The following is a 20,360-nucleotide window of genomic DNA, read 5'->3' on the forward strand; positions in this document are numbered from 1 at the left end:
TGTTATTAACTTTTAATAGGTAGTTTACGAGTCTCGTTTCCCAAGTCTCACAATAAATTCGAAGACGAGAATCCCTAACAAAAGGATAGTGTGGGTTTGTAATCCATCTTTATCGTTGAGCGGATTATAAAATCCTCTTTTATCGTAGCTTCGGGATCCCACTGCGTTTAACATCCCGAAGAGCGGCCTTGTTATATTTTACTAAAAATATTAGTTTTTATATTTTTGATTTAGTACCTTTGAATTAGTAACCATTTATACAATAGTGTTATGCAACAGCCAAAATACATAGACCCGACCACTGACTACGGTTTCAAGCGTCTTTTCGGGACAGAAGTGAACAAGAAATTTCTTATTGCCTTACTCAATGATCTATTTAGGGGCAGGAAAACTATAGATGATTTGGTCTACAACAAAAACGAGCATGTCGGTGATGGGGAGGATAGAGGGACAGTCATTTTTGACCTTACCTGCACAACGGATAATGGAGAGAAATTCATTATCGAGGTCCAACGGAGTTTGCAGATAAACCTTAAGCGCCGAATGTTGTACTATGGCAGTAAACTCATTGCCGATCAAGCCCCGAAAGGGAACCGCAAGGGATGGAACTATAGTATCAGCGGCGTCTATGTTATTGTCTTGATGGATGGCTTCCCGATGCCTGAGAGGACAGACATCGAAGAATTTTTGCACGATATTTGTCTGTGTAACAGAGAGACAGGAAAAATTTTTTATGAGGATCTTGGGTTTATATATTTAGAATTGATTAATTTTGTTAAAGGTGAAGCGGACTTAGAGAGTGACTTGGACAGATGGTTATATGTACTTAAAAATATGTCCACAATGGATAAGCTGCCGGTATATTTAAGGAGGCCGATATTTGAAAAACTTTTTCAAGTGGCTGAATACAGCAAACTGTTCTCGGTGCGGGCAAGAGTATGGGGCTGGCGGGACGCACCAAATTAAATAAGGAGGAACGCGAAATGTACGATGTTAGTTTAAAACGTAAATGGGATGAATATTCTATCCGTGAAACTGCTCTTATAGAAAAGGAAAGAGCACTGGAAGAAGGTCGTCAAGAAGGTCTTCAAAAAGGTCGTCAAGAAGGTCGTCAAGAAGGTCTTCAAAAAGGTCGTCAAGAAGGCCGGTTAGAGGAGCGTACAAAAGCTGAGGCCGAAAAGAGAGAATCAGCCCTAAAGATGTTGAAAAATGGATTTGATATCCAGCTGATTTCCGATATAATAGGTTTACCTATCGAAGAAATAGAAAAGCTGAAATAGATTTTTGTTACAGATCATATAAACCGGCGCTTTCTGATAAGGGAAGCGCCGGTTTTGGTTTTAATGACAGGATTTCAAATCCTTTTTGTCGTAGCTTCGAGATGGTACTTGATTTTTACAACAGTAAACAATTGTTATTCAGTTGTTTATGTTTGTTTTCCGAATTCGAGTTAAATAAGAAAAATTTGTTTAGTTCTGACTTGTTAAAAGAAGTTGATTCTATAATATCAAAGTTATTTTTTTATAATAATAAACAGTTTTTATTCAGGCATTTACGTTTGTTTTCCGAATTCGAGTTAAATAAGAAAAATCTATTGTGTTCTAATTTGTCAAAAGAAGACGATTTCTATCAAGCAAAGTATATTTATTAAAAATAATAAGCATCTTATAATCAGCGTTTTGTATTTTGTTTCCGAATTCGAATTAAATAAAAATAGATTTTTTTAGAGGTTTATTATGCCCAATAAGGAACGTATAAACTGAATTTTCGAGATACATTTACATCATCTTTAGGTTTTTAATTGCCTTCCTTTATCTGTTAGTCTGTATTTCTTAACTTGTTTAAAGGAATTGCCGTAATATCGAGGTTTTTACCGATTGTACAATTGGGATCCTTTGCCATTCTTTAAGTTATGGCTGTTTTCGTTCACTGATCCGCCAGTTGGCAGAGAGTTCTACCAAGTAAATCTTGCGAGATAGGTTATCCCTGCACGGATATTTTTACAAATATTTTTCTTATAATACCGTTTTGTTCTACGGCTTTAACCTGTAAATTCAGCGGTGTTTCCGTAGCTCGGTGAAAGATGCGGCAATGTATTTTCTTGATATACCCAATATCTCTTCCACGAAACATCACTTTGATAGCCTCTTTGTCAAATTCATTGTCTCCTTCAAATTCATATTGAAGAAAGTCTCCGGGTTTAACCGTTCCTTTAGGTAAATTAGCATAAGAAAGCCCAGAAAGGTCTGTTAGAAAATGTATATCTGGATGATATATGTATTCTGCAAGAAACTCAAAGTTATCACTAGCTGTCAAGCCTTGAGTTTTTCCTAATACATAAAATTTATCCTGCGCTTGAGACAAGTCAATCTCCCAAAAATCATAAAAGCTGCCGATATCAGGCCGTTCAGATTTGATTAGACGATGCGAAAAAATCTGGAGAACATTGCTGTCGTAGACTTTATCTAGATCTTGAAATTCAAAATAAGGGATAAAACCTTCTGTTTTTACTAAATTTCTTGTTTCTGGAAGATATTGAAACGTTACATTGTTATCTGCACCTCTTTCCAAAAGCCCAACAATATGCCTTCGGGAACCTTTTCCCTTACGCCATGCAAGATATATTTTTGAGAAATCAGTCATTGAGAATGTTTGTAATACGTTCAAATCGCAAAGTTAGTAATTTAAATATCAATTCTTTTCGTTCTGGAGATATTTTGTAAAAGCTATGCTCATCAGGCAAGACTTGATCCAAGGTGGTTATGAGATTGTAAATTTTATTTTCATCCCACTTCTTTAGAAAATGTGATGCGATCTCAAATAAATCTTTTGGCTCTGTCTCTTTTAGTAAGCGGACAAGTGTTATATGAGAAACTTTCTGTTTCGTGTTCCAATGCAGTTCAGAAGTACCCCTAGTGATGTAAGCAGCGAGCATTTGCTTGTCCAAAAGCATTTTTTTGACCCGTTCTTCTGTTAATTCTCTGCCCAGTGAACTTCCGCTATCGTAGATGGGAGCAATATCACGAATTTTTTGTCTCCGAAGTTCGAACTCTTTATTTATTAAGGTATCGTTATATCTGAATTTTTTTTCCTTTTTTATTCTTGTAAGCATTGGCTGAATGTCAATATCCTCATCTGGATTAAACGAGTCAGATATGAATGCCCAGTTCTCCTGATGGCGATCTGAATTGCCAATTAATGCATCAAATATCAATGTTTGCAGAAAAGCTTTTTTATAGTGTGCAAGTTGAAAATGGTCTAGCGTGCGCGATAGTAGGTCATAAGTGTATTCGTTGCGAGTAACATTGTTTTCAGGAGAGAAATCAGGATTATAGGTAATCATATACCGGCCAACTTCCACTAACTGCTCCTTATTGATGTCGATCATAGAAGGACTTATGCACCCTATTTGTCCATTGCTCAGCGCTACGTCATAACGTAAGATGTTCAAGCCGAGTGTGTACCCTATCTGATAAGCGATAATCTCCGACCAAAACTCGTCTTTATAGTATTTGTCTGGATTTCCATTTCTGCCGGGTTTGTTTTCTGAACGTTTGAAATACCACAAATTATCTTCACTATCTAATAGAATACGTTTTTCTCGCGTTCCACCACTGTGGAGCCAAAATGTTTCTTGCCATTGAGTGGTGTCGATAAACTGTATGTCCATATTACAATATTTGGTTACACAACCTTCGCCAAATCCGAAATATTTACTTCTTCCTCTTCGGGATATCCCATTCAGATTCGGGACGTAAACTTAGATTTACACAGATAAATTCTGCTATTTCCTGAACGGTAACATTTAGAGCTAGTGAGATTAAATAGGCCTCTTCAACAGTTGGTTTCGTAGATAAATCAACATGTAGCCTACTGATCCTATCCTTAGAAATACCAGTCATCCTCGCCAATTTGGCTTGGCTAAGTGGCTTCTTGGATAAGTAAAGACCTAACCTTGTTAATGTATCCTTTCTCAATTTTTTAATGCTTAATTCCTAAATTTAGCTATACGATAAAATAATCGATAAAAAATTTGTATATGGCGCATAATTATCTATATTTGTGTTATTAAAATATACAAAACTATGTTTGTTATTAATTTTTAATAGGTAGTTTACGAGTCTCGTTTCCCAAGTCTCACAATAAATTCGAAGACGAGAGCGGTAGATTACATCCATCAGCCTTTGTTTGCTATATTTGCAATATAAAGGCGTGGATGCTATCGTTTGATGCTGACTTCGATGGCGTGAGACCCAGGGAATAAAGCTAGATAGCATTCCACGTTCTTTTGTTATCCGGCCAAAAGAGACTCACAATTTATAAACGTTGTGAGTATGAAAAAACAACTTTACAAAAATCTTATCAGTGCCCCCGAGTAGCTCGGCTGGCTCAGAGCCTGAAATATGGCTTTCCTATTGAAGACGGCTAACGAAAACCGAATTATAGACCATGAATGATAACCGTGTGGTCCGTCTTCCAATTTCAATAATCAATTTTTATTACTGTGTGACCTAAGCAAAGCTTAGGAGCAGGCGTGTTGGTAGCATAAGAGAGAAAGTAGGCTTAGGTCACACCTTAAAACCTCGAAAAATGAATAATTTTTACAAGGGTGGGAGAGGTATGGCCTGTGGCCATAGTGACAAAGTGACTGAGTTACGAAGTAACCAGTCCTACCAAACGCCACCAAAGCAAAAAATATTAAATAGCTTATCGCCAAAAGCTAATGGCTTATGGCATTTGACCTATAGCTTACAATTTAAAATTAAAAGCCTAAAGTCCATCGTTTACGGCTTACTGCTGCTATTTGTTTCAATGTTTAGTTTATCTGACGCCTGGGCGCAGTCCGCGGAATCGCGGACTGCCGAAAGGCAACAACAAAAAGAAGTATCAATTGGGCACTCCGTACCCAAAGATTTCTGGACAAAAGAATATCTTTTTTATATCAACGGAGATACTGTTCGTAAAAGCCTTGAAGAGCATAAAGGTAAGATGTTGGTATTGGACTTCTGGTCATCAGGATGCGCGCCGTGTTTTATACACCAGAAAGAGATCCGCTGGTTTGCGGAGCGGTATAAGGATGACTTAGTTGTTGTCATGGTAAATAGCCTGAATACGAGGGACACCTATGAAAAACTTGACGGACTTTATCATAAGGGGCATTTTGAGAAGTTCGGGCTTCAACATTTTGAATCTATTGTTGCGGATGACTACCTCATTTCACTATTTCCTTATACATCCTTTCCGCATTATGTATGGATCAATGGCCTAGGTCGATTACAGCTGCGGACATTCCGCAATTTGTTGGACCGTAATTATGTAGCACCCTTTATTGATAAGCGATGAGACATACTATTTTAATATTGTTTTATATGCTATCTGTATACGGTATGCTCTTCGGACAGAAACGTGTATCAGGTAAGGTAACTGATAGCTTGGAGCGCCCAATTGCTGGCGTAAAAGTTTTTGCCAAAAACAAAACAGGTAATATTGTACAAACAGACCAATCCGGCAGTTTTACAATATCTACGGACTTGACCGATTATAAGCTAATATTTAGCCATGTAGGATATGCTGTACAGGAAGCTGCAATTCCTAATGAGGTCAGTTATGTGCATATACAGCTCGTACCGCTAACCAACGAGATTGAAGAGGTCGAAGTGGTGAGTACGGGTTACCAGACTATACCAAAAGAAAGGTCTACGGGTAGTTTTGAGCATATAAACACGGAGGTATTGCAACAGCGTATTTCTGCCAATATACTTGACAAGTTGGAAGGCCGTATGCCGGGATTGCAATATGATAACAGGCGTGGCAGTGCGGATATTAATATTCGGGGAATAAATACTATGTCCGATGGTTTAAGAGGCCCATTGATCATTGTGGATAACTTTCCCTATGAAGGTCGTATTGAGGATATCAACCCGAACGATGTGGAATCGGTGACGCTTCTTAAAGACGCTGCAGCCAGTTCCATATGGGGAGCCCGTGCGGGAAACGGTGTCATCGTCATCAATTTAAAGAAGCCTATTCATGAAAGGCTGCAAATAGATTTTTCAAGCAATTATACCTCGGTTGGAAAAGTAAGGCTCAAAGAACTGCCTTATATGCAAACGTCAGATTTTATTGACGTTGAACAGATGCTGTACGAGAAGGGCTTTTACGATGCAGACTATAATAGCCCATATGCCATGTTTACTGTTTTTTCTCCTGTAATTGAGCTGCTTTATCAACACAAAGAGGGGACTGTTTCTACAGAAGAAATGACAAACCGGATAAACAGTTTCAGATCTCTGGATTTTAGGGATGACCTGTTGAAATATGTATACAGAAATGAGAATCTGCAGCAATATGCATTAGGTATCTCTAATGGCAACGACCGATCAGGATATAGAATGTCTGCATCTTTCAATAATTCTTTAGGTCAAAAAATAGGGAGTTCGTCTGAAAATATCACATTGAATTTTCAGCACAATTTAAAGCTGAATGAGAAGATTGATTTTTCAACAAGGATGGCCTTTACAAATACAACTGCGACATGGGATGGAAATGTATTGGACTATAATTTTTCGCTCGGAGCAGGAAGAACCCGGGCCTACCCTTATGTATCGCTAAAAGACAGTGAAGGGAATAATGCGGTTGTACCGTACCAGTATAATTCAAATTTTGTAAATAGTGCACAGCAATCGGGACTATTAGATTGGCGGTTCATACCTCTGGATGAAGTGGGGCAGAATCCCGGCAAGAATAATAGACAACAGCTCGATGCACAACTTACATTCAATTACCAGCCTTTGCAGTGGTTAAAGTTGAGTGGACTGTATAATTATCAAACTTATAAAGGAGAGCAGCAGGTGCTTAATAAAGAGTCTTCTTATTATACACGGGATCTGATCAATCAATTCACTCAGGTAGACGGTGATGAAGTTACTCATATAGTGCCTATAGGAGCAATTAACACGTTGGAGCATCATAAAATGTCCAGTCATAAGTTGCGGGGCAATATAGCTGTGGATAAAGAGATGGGAGAGGGAAAGCATAGTATTTCCGCTATACTTGGCGCAGAGCTTTCGTCGGTAATGAGAAATGCGGACGGCAATAAAGCCTTTGGTTATGACCCATTACTGATGACCAGTCAAGCGGTTGATCTGGTAAACTTCTATCCAACCTATGCCGGAATTTCCGGGAATATGAGAATACCCGGCTGGCAGAGTTTTTCAGAAGATGTACAGCGTTATGTTTCATTCTATGGCAACGCGGCCTATCTATATGATGGCAAGTATACGTTGTCCCTATCTGCAAGGCGCGATGCTTCTAATAACTTTGGTGTCGCCACAAATGAAAAATGGAATCCATTATGGTCAACAGGTTTTGCTTGGTCAATACATAAAGAGCGCTTTATGCAGGGGCAGGACTGGATTTCTTCGCTACGCTTACGGACTACTTATGGCCACAGCGGTAATTCTGGCGGAGTAGCATCAAGTTTGCCACGCATAAGCTATGTTCCGCCTTCAAGCGCGAGTTTGACACCATTGCCACGGGCGATGGTAACCGACCTGCCTAATACGCTGCTGAAATGGGAAGATGTCCGAATGATTAATGTAGGACTGGACTTTTCAATTTTTAAAAATTCACTTAGTGTTTCTGTCGAATACTTTGATAAAAAATCAACGGATTTACTCTCATCTGATAATATTGACCCTACGTTGGGCTTTTCTTCTGTGCGTAGAAACATCGGGGTATTGGAAGGTCATGGATGGGATTTTTCTGTGACCGGTAGAAAGACTTTTGGACAGTTCAGTTTCTCTTCCAGGCTGTTCCTCTCCATGAAAAAAGATATTGTGCGCGAATACAAAGGTAATGTTAGCGTTGCAAGCACATATATCAGTAATGCCGGCAGAAATTTTCAATTTGTGCCCGACAAACAGCTTTACCCCGTCTTCGCCTTACCATTTGAAGGACTTGATCCAGAAAATGGAAATCCTCTTGGCAGATTGAACGGTGAGATTTCTACGAGCTATCTACAAATGACCCGCGATTCGCTGCAGAACATAGTTTATTTTGGAACAGCTCTTCCTCCTTATCACGGATCTTTTAGCCAGTCCTTTGCATGGAAAAATCTGAATCTTTCTTTTCTGATTTCTTACAAGTTGGGACATTACTTTCAACGCTCAACCATCCGCTATAATGATTTATTTAACGCGTGGTCGGGACATCGTGATTTCGCTAATCGATGGCAAAAACCCGGAGATGAGAGACATACTACCGTACCCTCGATGATCTATCCGGCAAATTCCTCGCGTGATAACTTCTATGCTTATTCCGAAGTGAATATCGAAAAAGGAGATATGATCAGATTGCAAGACGTAAATGTTAGCTATAATTTCACGCCGATGATAGGTAGAAAGAAAGTGATATTCTCTGCTTTTGCGGCAGTTAATAACGTGGCGTTGATCTGGCGTGCCAACGGTGCTGGGTTAGACCCGGATTACTATAATGTTCCGCCATCCCGGCGATATAGTATTGGTGTCAATTGTAAATTTTAAAATGTGAATAATGAAAAATAAATGTATAAAAGGTCTGACTCGATTTTTGCCTCTTTTTTTAACCGTGCTATTGACCGCATGTTCAGATTTTTTGGATAAGAAAACGAGCAATGCAGTAGCCATACCCGAGACGGTAAAGGACTTGCGGGCCATGTTAGACTATGAGTCAGCTATAAATACATTCTATCCAGCTTTGGCAGAAATGGGGAGTGATGATTATTATGTGCCGTATGCTGTATTAAGTACTCGGTCTGAATCTGAGCAGCTGATCTATACTTGGCAACGTGATGAAATGCGCATAGATGTGGCGAGCTGGACACAGCCTTATCATGCAATCATGATCTGCAATGTTGTGCTGGAAGCCTTAGAAAGAGGAGTAGAGGGAAACGCTGCGGAGAAAACCATTATAGCAGGTGAGGCACTTTTTATTAGAGCGTTCGCTTATTATTTCCTTGCACAGGTATACTGCAAACCCTATGATAGCGCCCACAGTCAAAATGATTTGGGGCTTCCCTTAAGGACTTCTTCAGATATGAATGATATTTACCAAAGGGCAAGCGTAGCGGAGACATACACGTTGATCATTGAGGGGTTACAGGAAGCATCACGTCTATTGCCTGAAACCTCTTCGTATAAAACCAGACCGACCAAAGCAGCAGCCTACGGAGCGTTGGCAAGGGTTTATCTTTGTATGCAGGAGTATGAGGAGGCAAACCAAATGGCCGAGGCTGCCTTACAATTATACGATGAATTAATAGATTACAATGAGTTGGACGCTTCTGCAAATATTCCATTCGAGGTCTTTAACAAAGAAGTGATTTACCATGGTGCTACCACAAATGGACTTCTTCTGTCGCAATCAAGAGCTCGTATACCTTTGGATTTTTTCGAGAGTTATGATAATGATGACTTGCGGAAGCATATTTTCTTTAATTATACAAACTTGGATAACATCATATTTAAAGGGTACTATGCAGGTAGATCATCATCTTATTTCGCAGGAATAGCTACAGATGAGCTCTATTTAATACGCGCGGAGTGTGAGATCAGAAAAGGGAACGTATTAAAAGGGTTGTCTTTTTTTAATACGCTGATGAGCATGCGATGGAAAAAAGATACCTATAAACCATTTAACAACATAACAGAAGAAGAGGCGCTCATCACTATATTGAAAGAACGGAGAAAGCAACTTGTCAAAAGAGGATTGAGGTGGAGCGATTTACGCAGATTAAACAAAGACCCTCGTTTTGCAAAGACTTTGATCAGGGTATTGGATACGGAGGATGGGAGTAAAAAATATGAATTGCCCCCTGATGGAGTACAATATATATACCCCATCCCAAATTCAATAATGGAGTTTAACTCCTATAAGCAAAATCCTATATAAAAAAATGGAGCGCACTCTAGGCGTGCGCTCCGTTTTTTTACTTGGACCGGAATTCCAGAACTGTTGCGTTCTTATGGGGAGTGCCATTGGGGCTATCCAATTCATCTTGTACATCCCGAATTTGAGTCTCTACAGTTTCACCCGTTGTACCTGGTACAGGGGCATCCATCTGAGGTTTGCCACCTTGGTTAGGGGCATTAATCTGACAGATTAATTCAATTTCGGTATCACATGATTGTCCTGGAGGAAGAGAAGTGGAATAATTATTGGGATCGGTTGGGTCATCACCTTCTCCGCCCGTAAAATACCATGTAATGAAAATAAGTGTTTTTTCAGCTTCTTCCACTTGTTCCGTTTTCCCTTTTCCCCCGTCCTTACCTTTTTCATTGTCGCCGTTCATCACGCTTGCATTGGCAGCCACTGTGGTTACCATGAAAGCTAAGATTAAAGTGAAGAGTGATGTTTTCTTCACGATTTGTTTTTTTAGCATAAGCTTAAAAATTTAAATTTTATTGTTACATAGCTTCTTTATCCTCGGCTAAGCTTCCGAGCATGTGCTGCATGGGGGCCTGCCAGTCCCAACTTGTCGGGAGGGCATGGCCTTAACCGTGAACACCGCAAATTTCCGTCTGTACCGTTTCATATCTTTTATCTTTGGTCCTTAGTCCTTAGTCTTTGTTCCCCGTTCTCTTACCGTCTTTACAAAGTACCGAAATATCCGCGGGCTAAATCCTCCAACCCATAGGCTGGAGAAAAATCGTGATCTCTTATTTTTTTCGGAGTTTTTCAAGGAGGTAACGACGTTGATAGGTATAGAATGTACCGTTGGAGATACCTAGAAACCGCTGAAGATATGCATTGGAAACCTGCGCACACAGCTCTGGCATATTATCCTGCAAAAAACAGAAGCGCGCATAGCCATCGGGTTGCTGCAGCAGCTGCACATGCAGATCCAGCTGGGTAATATACCGCTGTTTCAGGATATGCAGTATATCGCTTACCGCTTGATATTTCTGTTCCAATTGCTGAAGTTCACTGTTGTCTATAACCAAGAGGTCCGTAGCTTTCAACGCGGTAAAACTCAGATGGGCTGGCCTTGGGGTATAAAGATGCACGGTAGAAGTAAAGCTTTCCTGCGGAAGCACAAAGCGCTGCGTGAGCATGCCACCTGTAAGGGTATACTTCTCGCAGACTAAACAACCCGACAGCACAAAATAATAACGGCGACGAGCCTGAAGTGGGCCTTCCACCATCTCCTCCCGCTTGGCGGTATACAAACGGGTATGTAGGGCAAGCTGCTGCGTTAAGTCTGCATCGAAAGCAATCCCATAATTTTGCCAATATTGAAAAAAGCGCTTCATACACTTCCGGATAAAGGTTTACTAAAGGAGAAACTTTACTTTCGCTCAATTTGGAAAATTACAAAAACCTGCTGAAGTATTTGTAAAGCACCCCAAATTTGCCGTTTGCCTACCGCCTAACCCCACTTTGCCTGCCATATGAGAGGCTAAGCAACAAATGTTTCCTACCAAACAGCAGATAAGGGGGTCTTTCTTGGAAAAAAAGATGGTTTCTCCAAACTTTACAGCCGATCGATCAATAGACTTCAGCGCCTGAAGCCGTAATGTCGGTACGAGACCGACCTATGGTTAAACTTTTTAAGGAATGTAAAACATGGATATTCAAATGTTTATGGACCTCTATGATCTGCTGGACGCAAATCCGCTATCTGTCGAAGAATTGGCAGAGGTGGTAGCTGAAAAAGCGCCGCGGAAATGCAAAATTGCTTTCCCTTTTTAACTTGGGAATAAGTAATACGTGCGCGGCAAAGCTTTGCCGCGCATAGTTTCACCTTTAAAATTTATGCTATGAAATTGATATGGAAAAATATCATGGCACATTATGATGCCATGGATTGGATGGAATTTGCCTTTTTTTCAGCTAATGTACAGCATGTTTTCCCGAACCTGGACTTGTTTCGACAACTTGATCTTTACCACAAAGCAAACTGTTTTGTGGAGAAACAGTCGACAATAGATTTTACCCGCGGGCTGGCAAGCGGTGTAGAACCAGCTTTGCGCGATGCATTGCAGTCGCCTACGCTTATCGTCACTTTCCATTATGGCTATTATCGTATGCTGCCCGTGTCGTTGTTGCAATTGGGCTATAAGTTATGTGTATTGGTTTCACGGGACACCTTGGATATGCAAAGGAGCTACTACGAAAAGAGTCTGAAAGCGGAATGGCTACAGCATCTCCAGTTTCTGGTGGCCGAAGACCCGAAATTGTTCTTCAAGATACGCCGGTATATGGATATAGGCTACGCAGTGCTCTGTTATGCCGATGGCGGGGCAGGGGTTAAAAACCATCCAGACCCTCACAACCTAAAAATGCAGGAGGTACAATTGGGAACAGCGATGCTGCAGAGCCGAGCAGGTTTTGCCGACATTGCCTACCTTTTGCAGCGCGATATGCTCCTGCTGCTGGCTCCTACAGCACTGGAGGAGCCATGGTGCTTGAAGATTGCGGAGCGCTATTGCCCTAAAACGTACGCATCGCGTAAAAACTTCGTAAGCCAGGTGTTGCAAGGCATATATACCCAACTTGATATGAAGCTAAAAGCCAGACCCGAAGCGTGGGAAAGCTGGCATTACCTGCATCGATGCATGCCCCCAAAAAGTAGTTTCTCTACATGGCCGGTCGAACAGCGGTTCATCCCGTTTTGCTATCAAGAGAAGACTTTTATACTCGATAGAGCCCATTATAACAGCTATCCGCTGAAAGTGCAACAATTTGAACAAATAATTGCTTCACCTTGTTAAATTGGTCGGGAAATATTATTTTTCTGTACTTTTTTAAACCTAATTCTTCCAAAAAGTAAAGGAGTTACCTAAAAGACTGCTTATGAAGCTAAATTATTTGAGTAAGCGCAAGCTACATATCTTATATTGGTTTTTGTACGGATTATGGTTTTACGGAACCAATGTTCTTGGAAACGAGGAACTGACCTTGTTTACTGTCGTTTTGTCCTTGCCCTATTTTGCTTTCATATTCTACACGGTATTGGCTATTCTAAAGCGGTGTTTCGGTCGGGGTCACTATCTGAAAGGGGCGGCCCTCTTACTTTTGTTTTATGTAGCTTCCGCCGGGCTTGTATACCTGCTGACCCAAGGCCCCGAAGGTATTTCCCTGTTGTATGGGGCCTATATCGTTGATGGTTACGATTTCAACTGGAAAGAGTTTATTCAGACCCTGCTGATTATGCATGGACACTTTAGTATACTGGCGCTGTTGTATTATCACTATCAGGCAACGCTTACGACAACAAAAGATAGGTTGCATGAAGCTGAAATGCGGCTACGTGCGGAAGACGAAAAAAAGGAATATGAGTATACCCTGTTGGCTTCGCAGGTTTCGCCACATATGCTTGCTAATATTTTTCAAGATTGGCGGCAACAATTCCATAAGCAATGGCCCGACCTCGCGCAACAGCTTGCTCGCATGTATGACCTGATGAAATTCTATATGAAAGCACAGGAACCTGAAGGTCCGAAAATTATTCTACTGCACGACGAGGTTTCGGCAGTGTGTAATTTTCTGGAAATACAGAAAAAGATGGTAGGCCCGGAGCTATTTGTGGCGTTTTCCTGCACTGTAAATCTGATGCGGTACACCATACCACCCACAAGTTTATTGACTTTAGTAGAAAACGCTATGAAACATGGTAACCTGAGCTGCCGTGAAGCACCGCTAAGGATAGAGCTGAGGAAAGAAACCGGTGGTTTGTCTATAAAAGTAGCCAACCTAAAGCGAGGGGAGGAGAGCGGGGTGGAAAGCCATGGATTGGGGTTGGAAAATCTGCGGAAGCGGCTGGAGATCATCTATGGAGAAGCAATGACGTTGCGGAAAGTAGAAACGAAAAAATATTTTGAAATACAGATAACTATAGATTATAACATTAAACAGTAATTTGATTATGAGAACATGGTATGGAGTTATTATTGACGACCAGCAATCAGCTATTGATTACCTGATGGATATGTTGCAAGATGTTGCGTATGTAGAAATTATAGCCACCTTTCGGGAAGGAGCAGAAGCGAAACGCTTTCTGCATGTTAACCCGGTAGACTTTCTCGTGCTGGATGTAGAATTGGGCGATACCACAGGCTTCGACTTCTTGCGGACCTTGTCTAATCCGCGTATGCCAACGATTTTATATACGGGGTATGAACAATATGAGGATCGGGGTTATGATATCGATGTGGTGGATGTTTTATTAAAACCTGTTAGCCAGAGTAGGCTTTGGGGCGCATTGAGGCGTTTGAATACCGAATTGGCTCGGACCTTGCCCGATCTGGAGGACAACCTTGACGGACATTACGATTTTTTTCAGGTAAAGGGACCTGTCCGCTTTGGGCGCAAGATGGTCTGGCTAAAAAATATTGTTTATATCGAAACGGTAAATGGAAAAGTGGTGATGACACTTGTGGACGGAACGGTATTGGAAAGCAACAGCGCGTTCAAGAGTATTATGGAGCGCTTACCCCGCAGGTGGTTCAAACAATGCTATCAAAATATCGCTTTTAATATCAACTTTTACGATGGGTACGGCAACGGACAGGTCAAAATAATAAAAGGGTTGGGCACTCCTGAGATTCTTTTACCGACAGGGGCGAAAGAGCTTTACCCGGATTTTTACAAATTTTTGGATAGCAATGTTATTTAAACCGATTATCCGAATTTGCTTATAGTGTCATGCATTCACATCAAAAAAACTGAATTATGGAAGACAGATTTTATCAACTGGTATCATCCGTATTACGTATTGAAAAGATGATCTCTACCGTTGTCGACGAACAAAGTGAGGATCGCTCGGTAGCATTAATCATGGAAGATGCCGGCCTGCAATCAGAGGCGAAGGAAACCGATGGAGAAAAAGTGATGTATCGGGAAGAGGAGCTGATGACTGTAAAAGAGGCGATGGCTTTGCTGAAGGTAAGTCGGTGGAAATTGACGCAAATGAGGAAAAAGGCTGAGTTAAGTAGCATTAGCCGTGATGGCAGGGTCCGTCTTATCCGGGAAGAAGTCGAAGCTGCCCGTATATGGTACAGCTTGCGAAAAGGCAAAATATGAACTGCCAAAGAGCAAAAGTATAGACTTAAAGGGTATACTTCATTTTTTTTATGACCCCGTACTTTTGCTGAAATGACCTCGTTTTTTCGTAGAGGAATCCCCTTCAAACTACTTTATCCCCCCTTAAGGCAGGAAGTATATCCTTCAGGTCATGAAGGATATACTTCCTGCCTTAAGGGATATCCCTCAGCGGATAATGAATCTGTGTGATGCATTTAAGGATATCCTTCAGCGGATCATGCATATCCTTCAAATTGTGAAGCATATACATCACCCTCATACGTATATCCTTCATGCGCTAAAGCAGATACTTCGTCAGATGAAGGATATACTTCACCGGATGACGTGTCTGCTTTAAAACTTATTATAACCCCTTTTTGGACATTTTAACCTCTCTTTCTGGGCTAAAGGATATCCTTCACAGCGTTAAGAAGATACTTCGTGTGTTAAAGGACATCCTTCATGAGTTAACGGATATCCTTCAAGCCCTAAGGGGTATCCTTGCCCCCCAGAGGTGTATCCGTTCAGGTTTAAAGCATATAGCTGATTACAAAAAGGGGACACATTATAGTCGGCGGGATATCGTTCAGCGCCGTACCAATATCCTTCAGCAATATTTCAATACATTTTAGACCTGTTTAGGGCTCTTTTTGCTCCTTTCTTTTGTAAGGTTTTGTACGGATAATAAGCTTTTTTGTACGGCTTTGTACGTTGTTGTACGTTTCCTCGATTCCTCTTCCACTTTCCTCCACTTTTGGGGAAACAATAATACGGAAGACAGTATGGAAAAACAGATTAGGCTACCTTTTATCCGTTCGGATCCCTAGTTATTCAGCGCAGGTATTTCAGTGGGAGAGATACCAAAGAGTAAAGATCCCTCAGTAGCATAAGCAACAATGTAAATTAAAATGAAACAAACATGAGAAAAGCAAGAGTACATATCAATTATGAAGATTGGGATGATTATTCCTTAGCGACCCTATCAGGGCGTACATTGAGTTCGATGACGGACAATGCAAATTTTCCTGAACCAAGACCCGAGTTGACTGTATACCGTGCCTTGGTGAATGATTATCGTGAGAAACATGAAGTGGCCAGCAAAAAGGGTAGTCAGTTCGAAAAAAAAGCAAAAGACAATGCGCGTGCGGCCTTGTTGATGGCGATGCATGAACTAGCGTTCTATGTGAACACAGTAGCGCGGGGGGATGCTGAAATCTTGGCAAGCTCGGGTTTTGAATTGCTGGCGCCGCCGCAGTCAAAACAATATCCAAAGGTGGTGACCAATATTCGATTGGCGGATGGCCGTTTCAGTGGGGAAATCAAGTTGATGTTCAGTGCATTAAAAGAAGCGTACGAGTATGAATATAACTATTCTACGGTGTTAGGGGCTGATGGCGACCCCGTATGGGGAGAGGTGCACCGTACTTCAACTTCCAGGATGAACTATATCTCGGGGCTTCCGCCGGGGAGCACTTGTTATGTGCGCGTACGGGCACGTAACAAGAAAGGTATCGGCGACTGGAGTAATAGTGTATCACTTATTGTGCGTTAGCAAAATAGGTATGTATAACATCGAAGTCATTCGACAGGCGCAGGGGAAGAATAGTACCCTGTCGCACCTGTACATAAACGGTGAGTTTACATGTTATGTGCTGGAAGATTCGGTTCGCGATGTGAAGATAAAGGGTAGTACCGCTATTCCGGCGGGGCGCTATAGATTAGCCTTTAACCGATATGGGGGTATGAATGCGCGTTATAAACGCCGGTTTCCTGACTTGCATCGTGGCATGATCGAGCTGCAGAATGTACCTAATTTCTCCTATATCTATATCCATATCGGTAATACGTTTGCCGATACTGAGGGTTGTCTCTTGGTCGGAAAAAGGATGAAAAAGCTGGACGATGGCGATTATGAGATTTATAAATCCCAAAAGGCATATAAAGAACTGTACGCCCGACTGGCAGATAGCATGGAACAGGGGGAGGTGTATTTGGTAATCAGGTGATGGACGTGAAGCTATCTTGATCCATACCGCCAATAATGGGATGAATGAGCTGATGGGCTGTATCGCTCCTGTCACCGCGCTTACTGCACAAGGCACAGGAATCGAAAGCCGGAAAGCATTGGAGAAGTTGAAAGCCTTGGTCTACAGCCTGTGGGATATGGGCGGAGAGGTGTTTTTATTAACAAAGTGAGATTGAGTTAGGAAGTTAGAGTGAGTTAGGAAGTTAGATCTCTCTAACCTCTTAACTCCCTAACCCTCTAATATTTAAAAAAATGAAAAAAACAATCAAAAGAATCAGCCAAGCGATACAGGTCGTACTGCTGGCTCCGATAAAGTTGCCGGGTAAGGCATTAAATATCCTAAAATACGTGGCAGTGAGTCTCGGTGTATTGGAGGCGGTGCTGTCGGACAAGGAACAGGAAGAGGGGGACGGTGATGAAGCCGCTGAATAGCATACAGGTGGGTACCCTTGGCGGTACCCTCTGTTCAATCTTTGGCAGTATCACGATGGACGATATGATCAAGACGGCCGTGCTGGCTGCGGTAGGAGCTATAGTCAGTTATGTGGTAAGTACGCTGTTGCAGAGACTAAGAAGATAGTGTCAATTAAGTAATACCATTCGTGGTCAAACCTATAAGGTTTCCGAAAATCTTATAGGTTTTTTCTATTAAACTTCCTGTACTATCCGTAGCGTTCTGAAAGGGCTCTACGGATTTTTTTATGAAGAGGAGTCTAGGGATCCCGTATGGAGCTATTAGATGAATTTAAGTAGTCTCAGACTACTTTTTATTTTAAAGTTTTCAGGAAAAAGCTGTATCGGTTGAATACTAAGCTTTTATATGGGTAATCAAAGATTACAAGGTAACGATTTGGTAACGGTGCTTATTGCTTTGCTTTTCAATGTGTTTCCGTTCGCTCATAGCAAATATACAAAATCTTATAAAGTATTTATACGGATATTCTGAATATCTTACTCTTAAAATTAAGGGAGATGAAATCTTTTGATCCATCTCCCAACTTTTAATAGGACAATGAAAGTCCAACTCCAAAACCCATATCGCTGTCGTAATGCGTTCTAATTCCCATATTCTTGTTCAATACATAACTCAATTCTGCCATATATTCTTTGTCTGTGTTTACCATAAAACCTGCTCTTATTCTTTTGGATATTGGAATATCTTCACGCATCAAAGACAATCGTACAATTCCATCGTGATAAACTTCTGCCTGAAAGTTCACCAACATTGGTAAGGTGTACATAAAACCTAAACTAAAGGCACTGCGTGTATCTTTTTTATTTTTCTGCCCGAATAAGTTCGTTTCGTGTTCATCCATTCCCATTTTTCTGTAGCGGTAATCGAAACCAACAAAAGGCATAAACCATTGCATTTTTCCGATGTATCTTCCAAAATGTGTTTCTACTTCATAGCCGTGCATATCGTTATACCCTAATCTCCATTCTGTACCCAAAGACCACCTTGCATTTTGAACCATTGCTTCGCCATCATTACCATTGGTTGCAAAATCATTTTGAACCATAATGTGTGGCATATTGCTTTCTCTTTGCAATTTATTGTAGGCTTGTTTTTTGTTAGGTAAATAAGGGTTTTGGTAATCGTCTACGGCAAAAACTCTGTTCATTCCGCCCATCATATGATATAAAATATGACAATGAAAAAACCAATCTCCTTCTTCGTTTGCTAAAAATTCTATGGTATTAGTTTCCATAGGCATTATATCCAACACATTTTTGAGTGGTGAATATTCGCCTTTACCATTGATTACCCTAAAATCAAAACCGTGCAAGTGCATCGGGTGACGCATCATTGAGTTGTTGTAAATGGTGATGCGTAATACTTCTCCTTTTTTTACAGGGATTTTATCCGTTTCTGAAAAAACTCTATTGTCCATACTCCACACATAACGGTTCATATTTCCGGTAAGGGTAAACTTTAATTCCTTTACTGGTGCATCTTTTGGAAGTGTGGTATTGTGGGGCGATTGCAACATTGCGTAGTTCAGGGTTGTAATTTCGCCTAACGCATTTGCATCGTAACGGTGGGGGGCATCATCCATATTATGTTGGCTATGGTCTTGCTTTTGTTTTGCATCACCTGTAATTTCGGGATACATTACCACATTCATATCCATTTGGTTCAGGCTCATTTTCATTCCCATATCGTCCAAATCGCCATTCATTTTCATCATATCGTTCATCATTTTCATTCCTTCAAAATATTTCAATTTTGGAAGTGGTGATATTAACTGTTTGATACCATTGCCTATAAAATAGCTTGCTGATTGTGTGCGGTCTTCAGTTGTGGCTAAAAATTCATAAGAAACGCCCTCATCGGGAATGGTTACTACGATGTCGTAGGTTTCGGAAACGGCAATGATTAATCTATCTACTTCAACAGGCTCTACATCATTGCCATCATTGGCTACTACGGTAATTTTTCCGCCAGCATATCGCAACCAAAAATAGGACGAAGCTCCACCATTTGAAATCCGTAAGCGTACTTTGTCACCTGCTTTTAGTATTTTGCCGTCAATTGTTTTTAAATCGGATGTATGATTTCCGTTGATTAAAATTTTATCATAATACACATCGCTCACGTCCATTGCCAACATTCGTTTCCATTCGTTGGTTAGCTTTGTTTTGAAATGACCTTCTCTGATCGCTTCTGCGTAAGACTGGGTTGCATTTTTTTTAATGGCTGCCCAATCGTTGGCATTGTGCAACATACGGTTGATATTATCTGGATTAAGATTTGTCCATTCGCTTATGATAATCGGAACGGTTGCCAAATCATCTATTCCTTTCCTGAATGTTTTATCATCATCTCGTTTTTTCATTATAAAACTTCCATACATTCCAATCTGTTCCTGCAAACCAGAGTGTGAATGATACCAGTGTGTACCGTGTTGGATAATGGGGAAACGATAAGTAAAACTTGTACCTGCCTCAATGGGTTTCTGTGTTAACCACGGCACACCGTCTTCTTTGTTCGGCAAAAATACTCCGTGCCAATGCAGCGAAGTACTTTCTTTTAACTGATTGTGGACTACAATTTCAGCAGTATCACCTTCTGTGAAAGTAAGTGTAGGCATTGGAATTTGACCGTTCACGGCAATGGCTCTTTTCTCTTTTCCTGCGTAGTTTACCAATGTGTCTGTTACATATAAATCATAACGAACTACTTTTTGGGCGAAAAGAGAAGTTGTTGCCAATAGCAATAAAGCTATCGGCAACAGTTTTTTCTGAAAAAGGTTTTGTATATCCATTTTAA

General features: G+C 40.8%; 20 protein-coding genes and 1 pseudogene. 15 read left to right on the forward strand and 6 right to left on the reverse strand.

Annotation, left to right across the window (positions count from 1 at the left end; translation table 11 throughout):
* Nucleotides 1–270: 270 nt before the first annotated feature.
* A complete protein-coding gene (locus BM375_RS11645; protein WP_244525888.1) occupies nt 271–966 on the forward strand; it encodes an Rpn family recombination-promoting nuclease/putative transposase in 696 nt (231 codons plus the stop codon).
* Between the two features lie 17 nt (nt 967–983).
* Nucleotides 984–1,280 (forward strand): RpnC/YadD family protein, encoded by a 297-nt coding sequence (locus BM375_RS17495; protein WP_244525895.1) that lies wholly within the window; start codon nt 984–986, stop codon nt 1,278–1,280.
* A 700-nt stretch (nt 1,281–1,980) separates the two neighbouring features.
* Here the strand turns inward: BM375_RS17495 and BM375_RS11655 are convergent.
* The 3 genes from BM375_RS11655 to BM375_RS17660 are packed head-to-tail and all read right to left on the reverse strand — an operon-like array spanning nt 1,981 to nt 3,977.
* Entirely contained in the window at nt 1,981–2,643 is a 663-nt protein-coding gene (locus BM375_RS11655) for an HIRAN domain-containing protein (RefSeq protein WP_093366277.1), read from the reverse strand.
* The gene (locus BM375_RS11660; protein ID WP_093366279.1) at nt 2,636–3,670 is read right to left on the reverse strand and encodes a HipA domain-containing protein; all 1,035 of its coding nucleotides are present in this window, start codon (nt 3,668–3,670) and stop codon (nt 2,636–2,638) included. The genes BM375_RS11655 and BM375_RS11660 overlap by 8 nt, the downstream gene beginning before the upstream one ends.
* Before the next feature lie 43 nt (nt 3,671–3,713).
* Nucleotides 3,714–3,977 carry a helix-turn-helix domain-containing protein gene (locus tag BM375_RS17660; RefSeq protein ID WP_093366281.1) on the reverse strand — a complete coding sequence of 88 codons (264 nt, stop codon included), beginning with the start codon at nt 3,975–3,977 and terminating at the stop codon, nt 3,714–3,716.
* Nucleotides 3,978–4,590: 613 nt separating this feature from the next.
* Here BM375_RS17660 and BM375_RS11670 point away from each other — a divergent pair.
* From BM375_RS11670 to BM375_RS11680, 3 genes are read left to right on the forward strand one after another with little or no spacing between them, the layout of a single operon-like run.
* A complete protein-coding gene (locus tag BM375_RS11670; protein ID WP_139227585.1) occupies nt 4,591–5,343 on the forward strand; it encodes a TlpA family protein disulfide reductase in 753 nt (250 codons plus the stop codon).
* Nucleotides 5,344–5,369: 26 nt separating this feature from the next.
* Complete coding sequence (locus BM375_RS11675; protein ID WP_212611676.1) at nt 5,370–8,543, forward strand: SusC/RagA family TonB-linked outer membrane protein; 3,174 nt, start codon at nt 5,370–5,372, stop codon at nt 8,541–8,543.
* A 10-nt stretch (nt 8,544–8,553) separates the two neighbouring features.
* Nucleotides 8,554–9,930 (forward strand): RagB/SusD family nutrient uptake outer membrane protein, encoded by a 1,377-nt coding sequence (locus tag BM375_RS11680; protein ID WP_093366287.1) that lies wholly within the window; start codon nt 8,554–8,556, stop codon nt 9,928–9,930.
* Nucleotides 9,931–9,967: 37 nt separating this feature from the next.
* Here the strand turns inward: BM375_RS11680 and BM375_RS11685 are convergent, their stop codons facing one another.
* Nucleotides 9,968–10,420 carry a hypothetical protein gene (locus BM375_RS11685; RefSeq protein ID WP_093366288.1) on the reverse strand — a complete coding sequence of 151 codons (453 nt, stop codon included), beginning with the start codon at nt 10,418–10,420 and terminating at the stop codon, nt 9,968–9,970.
* 277 nt (nt 10,421–10,697) lie between these two features.
* The gene (locus BM375_RS11690; protein ID WP_093366290.1) at nt 10,698–11,291 is read right to left on the reverse strand and encodes a cyclic nucleotide-binding domain-containing protein; all 594 of its coding nucleotides are present in this window, start codon (nt 11,289–11,291) and stop codon (nt 10,698–10,700) included.
* Between the two features lie 313 nt (nt 11,292–11,604).
* On the opposite strand from BM375_RS11690, the gene BM375_RS17600 reads away from it, so the two are divergent.
* The 10 genes and pseudogenes from BM375_RS17600 (at nt 11,605) to BM375_RS17205 (ending at nt 17,669) form a co-directional block, all read left to right on the forward strand.
* On the forward strand, nt 11,605–11,730 hold the full coding sequence (locus tag BM375_RS17600) for a hypothetical protein (RefSeq protein ID WP_262987264.1): 126 nt from the start codon (nt 11,605–11,607) through the stop codon (nt 11,728–11,730).
* A 68-nt stretch (nt 11,731–11,798) separates the two neighbouring features.
* Nucleotides 11,799–12,752, forward strand: a complete 954-nt coding sequence (locus BM375_RS11695) for a hypothetical protein (protein ID WP_093366291.1) — start codon at nt 11,799–11,801, stop codon at nt 12,750–12,752.
* Nucleotides 12,753–12,834: 82 nt separating this feature from the next.
* Nucleotides 12,835–13,899 (forward strand): sensor histidine kinase, encoded by a 1,065-nt coding sequence (locus BM375_RS11700; protein ID WP_093366293.1) that lies wholly within the window; start codon nt 12,835–12,837, stop codon nt 13,897–13,899.
* A gap of 7 nt (nt 13,900–13,906) precedes the next feature.
* Entirely contained in the window at nt 13,907–14,656 is a 750-nt protein-coding gene (locus tag BM375_RS11705) for a LytR/AlgR family response regulator transcription factor (RefSeq protein WP_093366294.1), read from the forward strand.
* A gap of 56 nt (nt 14,657–14,712) precedes the next feature.
* On the forward strand, nt 14,713–15,063 hold the full coding sequence (locus tag BM375_RS11710; RefSeq protein ID WP_093366296.1) for a helix-turn-helix domain-containing protein: 351 nt from the start codon (nt 14,713–14,715) through the stop codon (nt 15,061–15,063).
* Between the two features lie 919 nt (nt 15,064–15,982).
* Nucleotides 15,983–16,615 (forward strand): fibronectin type III domain-containing protein, encoded by a 633-nt coding sequence (locus BM375_RS11720; protein ID WP_093366299.1) that lies wholly within the window; start codon nt 15,983–15,985, stop codon nt 16,613–16,615.
* Nucleotides 16,616–16,625: 10 nt separating this feature from the next.
* Nucleotides 16,626–17,069, forward strand: coding sequence for a DUF5675 family protein (locus BM375_RS11725; RefSeq protein ID WP_093366301.1), 444 nt, complete (start codon nt 16,626–16,628; stop codon nt 17,067–17,069).
* A 10-nt stretch (nt 17,070–17,079) separates the two neighbouring features.
* Nucleotides 17,080–17,259: pseudogene (locus BM375_RS17200) on the forward strand (DUF5675 family protein); the annotation flags it as partial.
* A gap of 82 nt (nt 17,260–17,341) precedes the next feature.
* Entirely contained in the window at nt 17,342–17,521 is a 180-nt protein-coding gene (locus BM375_RS11730; RefSeq protein ID WP_093366302.1) for a hypothetical protein, read from the forward strand.
* Nucleotides 17,505–17,669 carry a hypothetical protein gene (locus BM375_RS17205; protein WP_170852654.1) on the forward strand — a complete coding sequence of 55 codons (165 nt, stop codon included), beginning with the start codon at nt 17,505–17,507 and terminating at the stop codon, nt 17,667–17,669. The genes BM375_RS11730 and BM375_RS17205 overlap by 17 nt, the downstream gene beginning before the upstream one ends.
* A gap of 421 nt (nt 17,670–18,090) precedes the next feature.
* Here BM375_RS17205 and BM375_RS11735 read toward each other — a convergent pair whose 3' ends face one another.
* Nucleotides 18,091–20,355 carry a multicopper oxidase family protein gene (locus tag BM375_RS11735; RefSeq protein WP_093366304.1) on the reverse strand — a complete coding sequence of 755 codons (2,265 nt, stop codon included), beginning with the start codon at nt 20,353–20,355 and terminating at the stop codon, nt 18,091–18,093.
* Nucleotides 20,356–20,360: the final 5 nt, after the last annotated feature.

It is taken from the genome of Sphingobacterium wenxiniae, from assembly GCF_900116225.1.
Taxonomy (GTDB): domain Bacteria; phylum Bacteroidota; class Bacteroidia; order Sphingobacteriales; family Sphingobacteriaceae; genus Sphingobacterium; species Sphingobacterium wenxiniae.

Bases quoted from the DNA above. Each gene is read 5' to 3' on its own strand.
- BM375_RS11695 (WP_093366291.1), top strand. From the start codon at position 11,799: ATGAAATTGATATGGAAAAATATCATGGCACATTATGATGCCATGGAT.
- BM375_RS11700 (WP_093366293.1), top strand. From the start codon at position 12,835: ATGAAGCTAAATTATTTGAGTAAGCGCAAGCTACATATCTTATATTGG.
- BM375_RS11725 (WP_093366301.1), top strand. From the start codon at position 16,626: ATGTATAACATCGAAGTCATTCGACAGGCGCAGGGGAAGAATAGTACC.
- BM375_RS11670 (WP_139227585.1), top strand. From the start codon at position 4,591: ATGAATAATTTTTACAAGGGTGGGAGAGGTATGGCCTGTGGCCATAGT.
- BM375_RS11730 (WP_093366302.1), top strand. From the start codon at position 17,342: ATGAAAAAAACAATCAAAAGAATCAGCCAAGCGATACAGGTCGTACTG.
- BM375_RS11710 (WP_093366296.1), top strand. From the start codon at position 14,713: ATGGAAGACAGATTTTATCAACTGGTATCATCCGTATTACGTATTGAA.
- BM375_RS11680 (WP_093366287.1), top strand. From the start codon at position 8,554: ATGAAAAATAAATGTATAAAAGGTCTGACTCGATTTTTGCCTCTTTTT.
- BM375_RS11655 (WP_093366277.1), bottom strand. From the start codon at position 2,643: ATGACTGATTTCTCAAAAATATATCTTGCATGGCGTAAGGGAAAAGGT.
- BM375_RS11685 (WP_093366288.1), bottom strand. From the start codon at position 10,420: ATGCTAAAAAAACAAATCGTGAAGAAAACATCACTCTTCACTTTAATC.
- BM375_RS11645 (WP_244525888.1), top strand. From the start codon at position 271: ATGCAACAGCCAAAATACATAGACCCGACCACTGACTACGGTTTCAAG.
- BM375_RS11690 (WP_093366290.1), bottom strand. From the start codon at position 11,291: ATGAAGCGCTTTTTTCAATATTGGCAAAATTATGGGATTGCTTTCGAT.
- BM375_RS11735 (WP_093366304.1), bottom strand. From the start codon at position 20,355: ATGGATATACAAAACCTTTTTCAGAAAAAACTGTTGCCGATAGCTTTA.
- BM375_RS11705 (WP_093366294.1), top strand. From the start codon at position 13,907: ATGAGAACATGGTATGGAGTTATTATTGACGACCAGCAATCAGCTATT.
- BM375_RS11675 (WP_212611676.1), top strand. From the start codon at position 5,370: ATGCTATCTGTATACGGTATGCTCTTCGGACAGAAACGTGTATCAGGT.
- BM375_RS11720 (WP_093366299.1), top strand. From the start codon at position 15,983: ATGAGAAAAGCAAGAGTACATATCAATTATGAAGATTGGGATGATTAT.
- BM375_RS17205 (WP_170852654.1), top strand. From the start codon at position 17,505: ATGAAGCCGCTGAATAGCATACAGGTGGGTACCCTTGGCGGTACCCTC.
- BM375_RS11660 (WP_093366279.1), bottom strand. From the start codon at position 3,670: ATGGACATACAGTTTATCGACACCACTCAATGGCAAGAAACATTTTGG.
- BM375_RS17495 (WP_244525895.1), top strand. From the start codon at position 984: ATGTACGATGTTAGTTTAAAACGTAAATGGGATGAATATTCTATCCGT.
- BM375_RS17600 (WP_262987264.1), top strand. From the start codon at position 11,605: ATGGATATTCAAATGTTTATGGACCTCTATGATCTGCTGGACGCAAAT.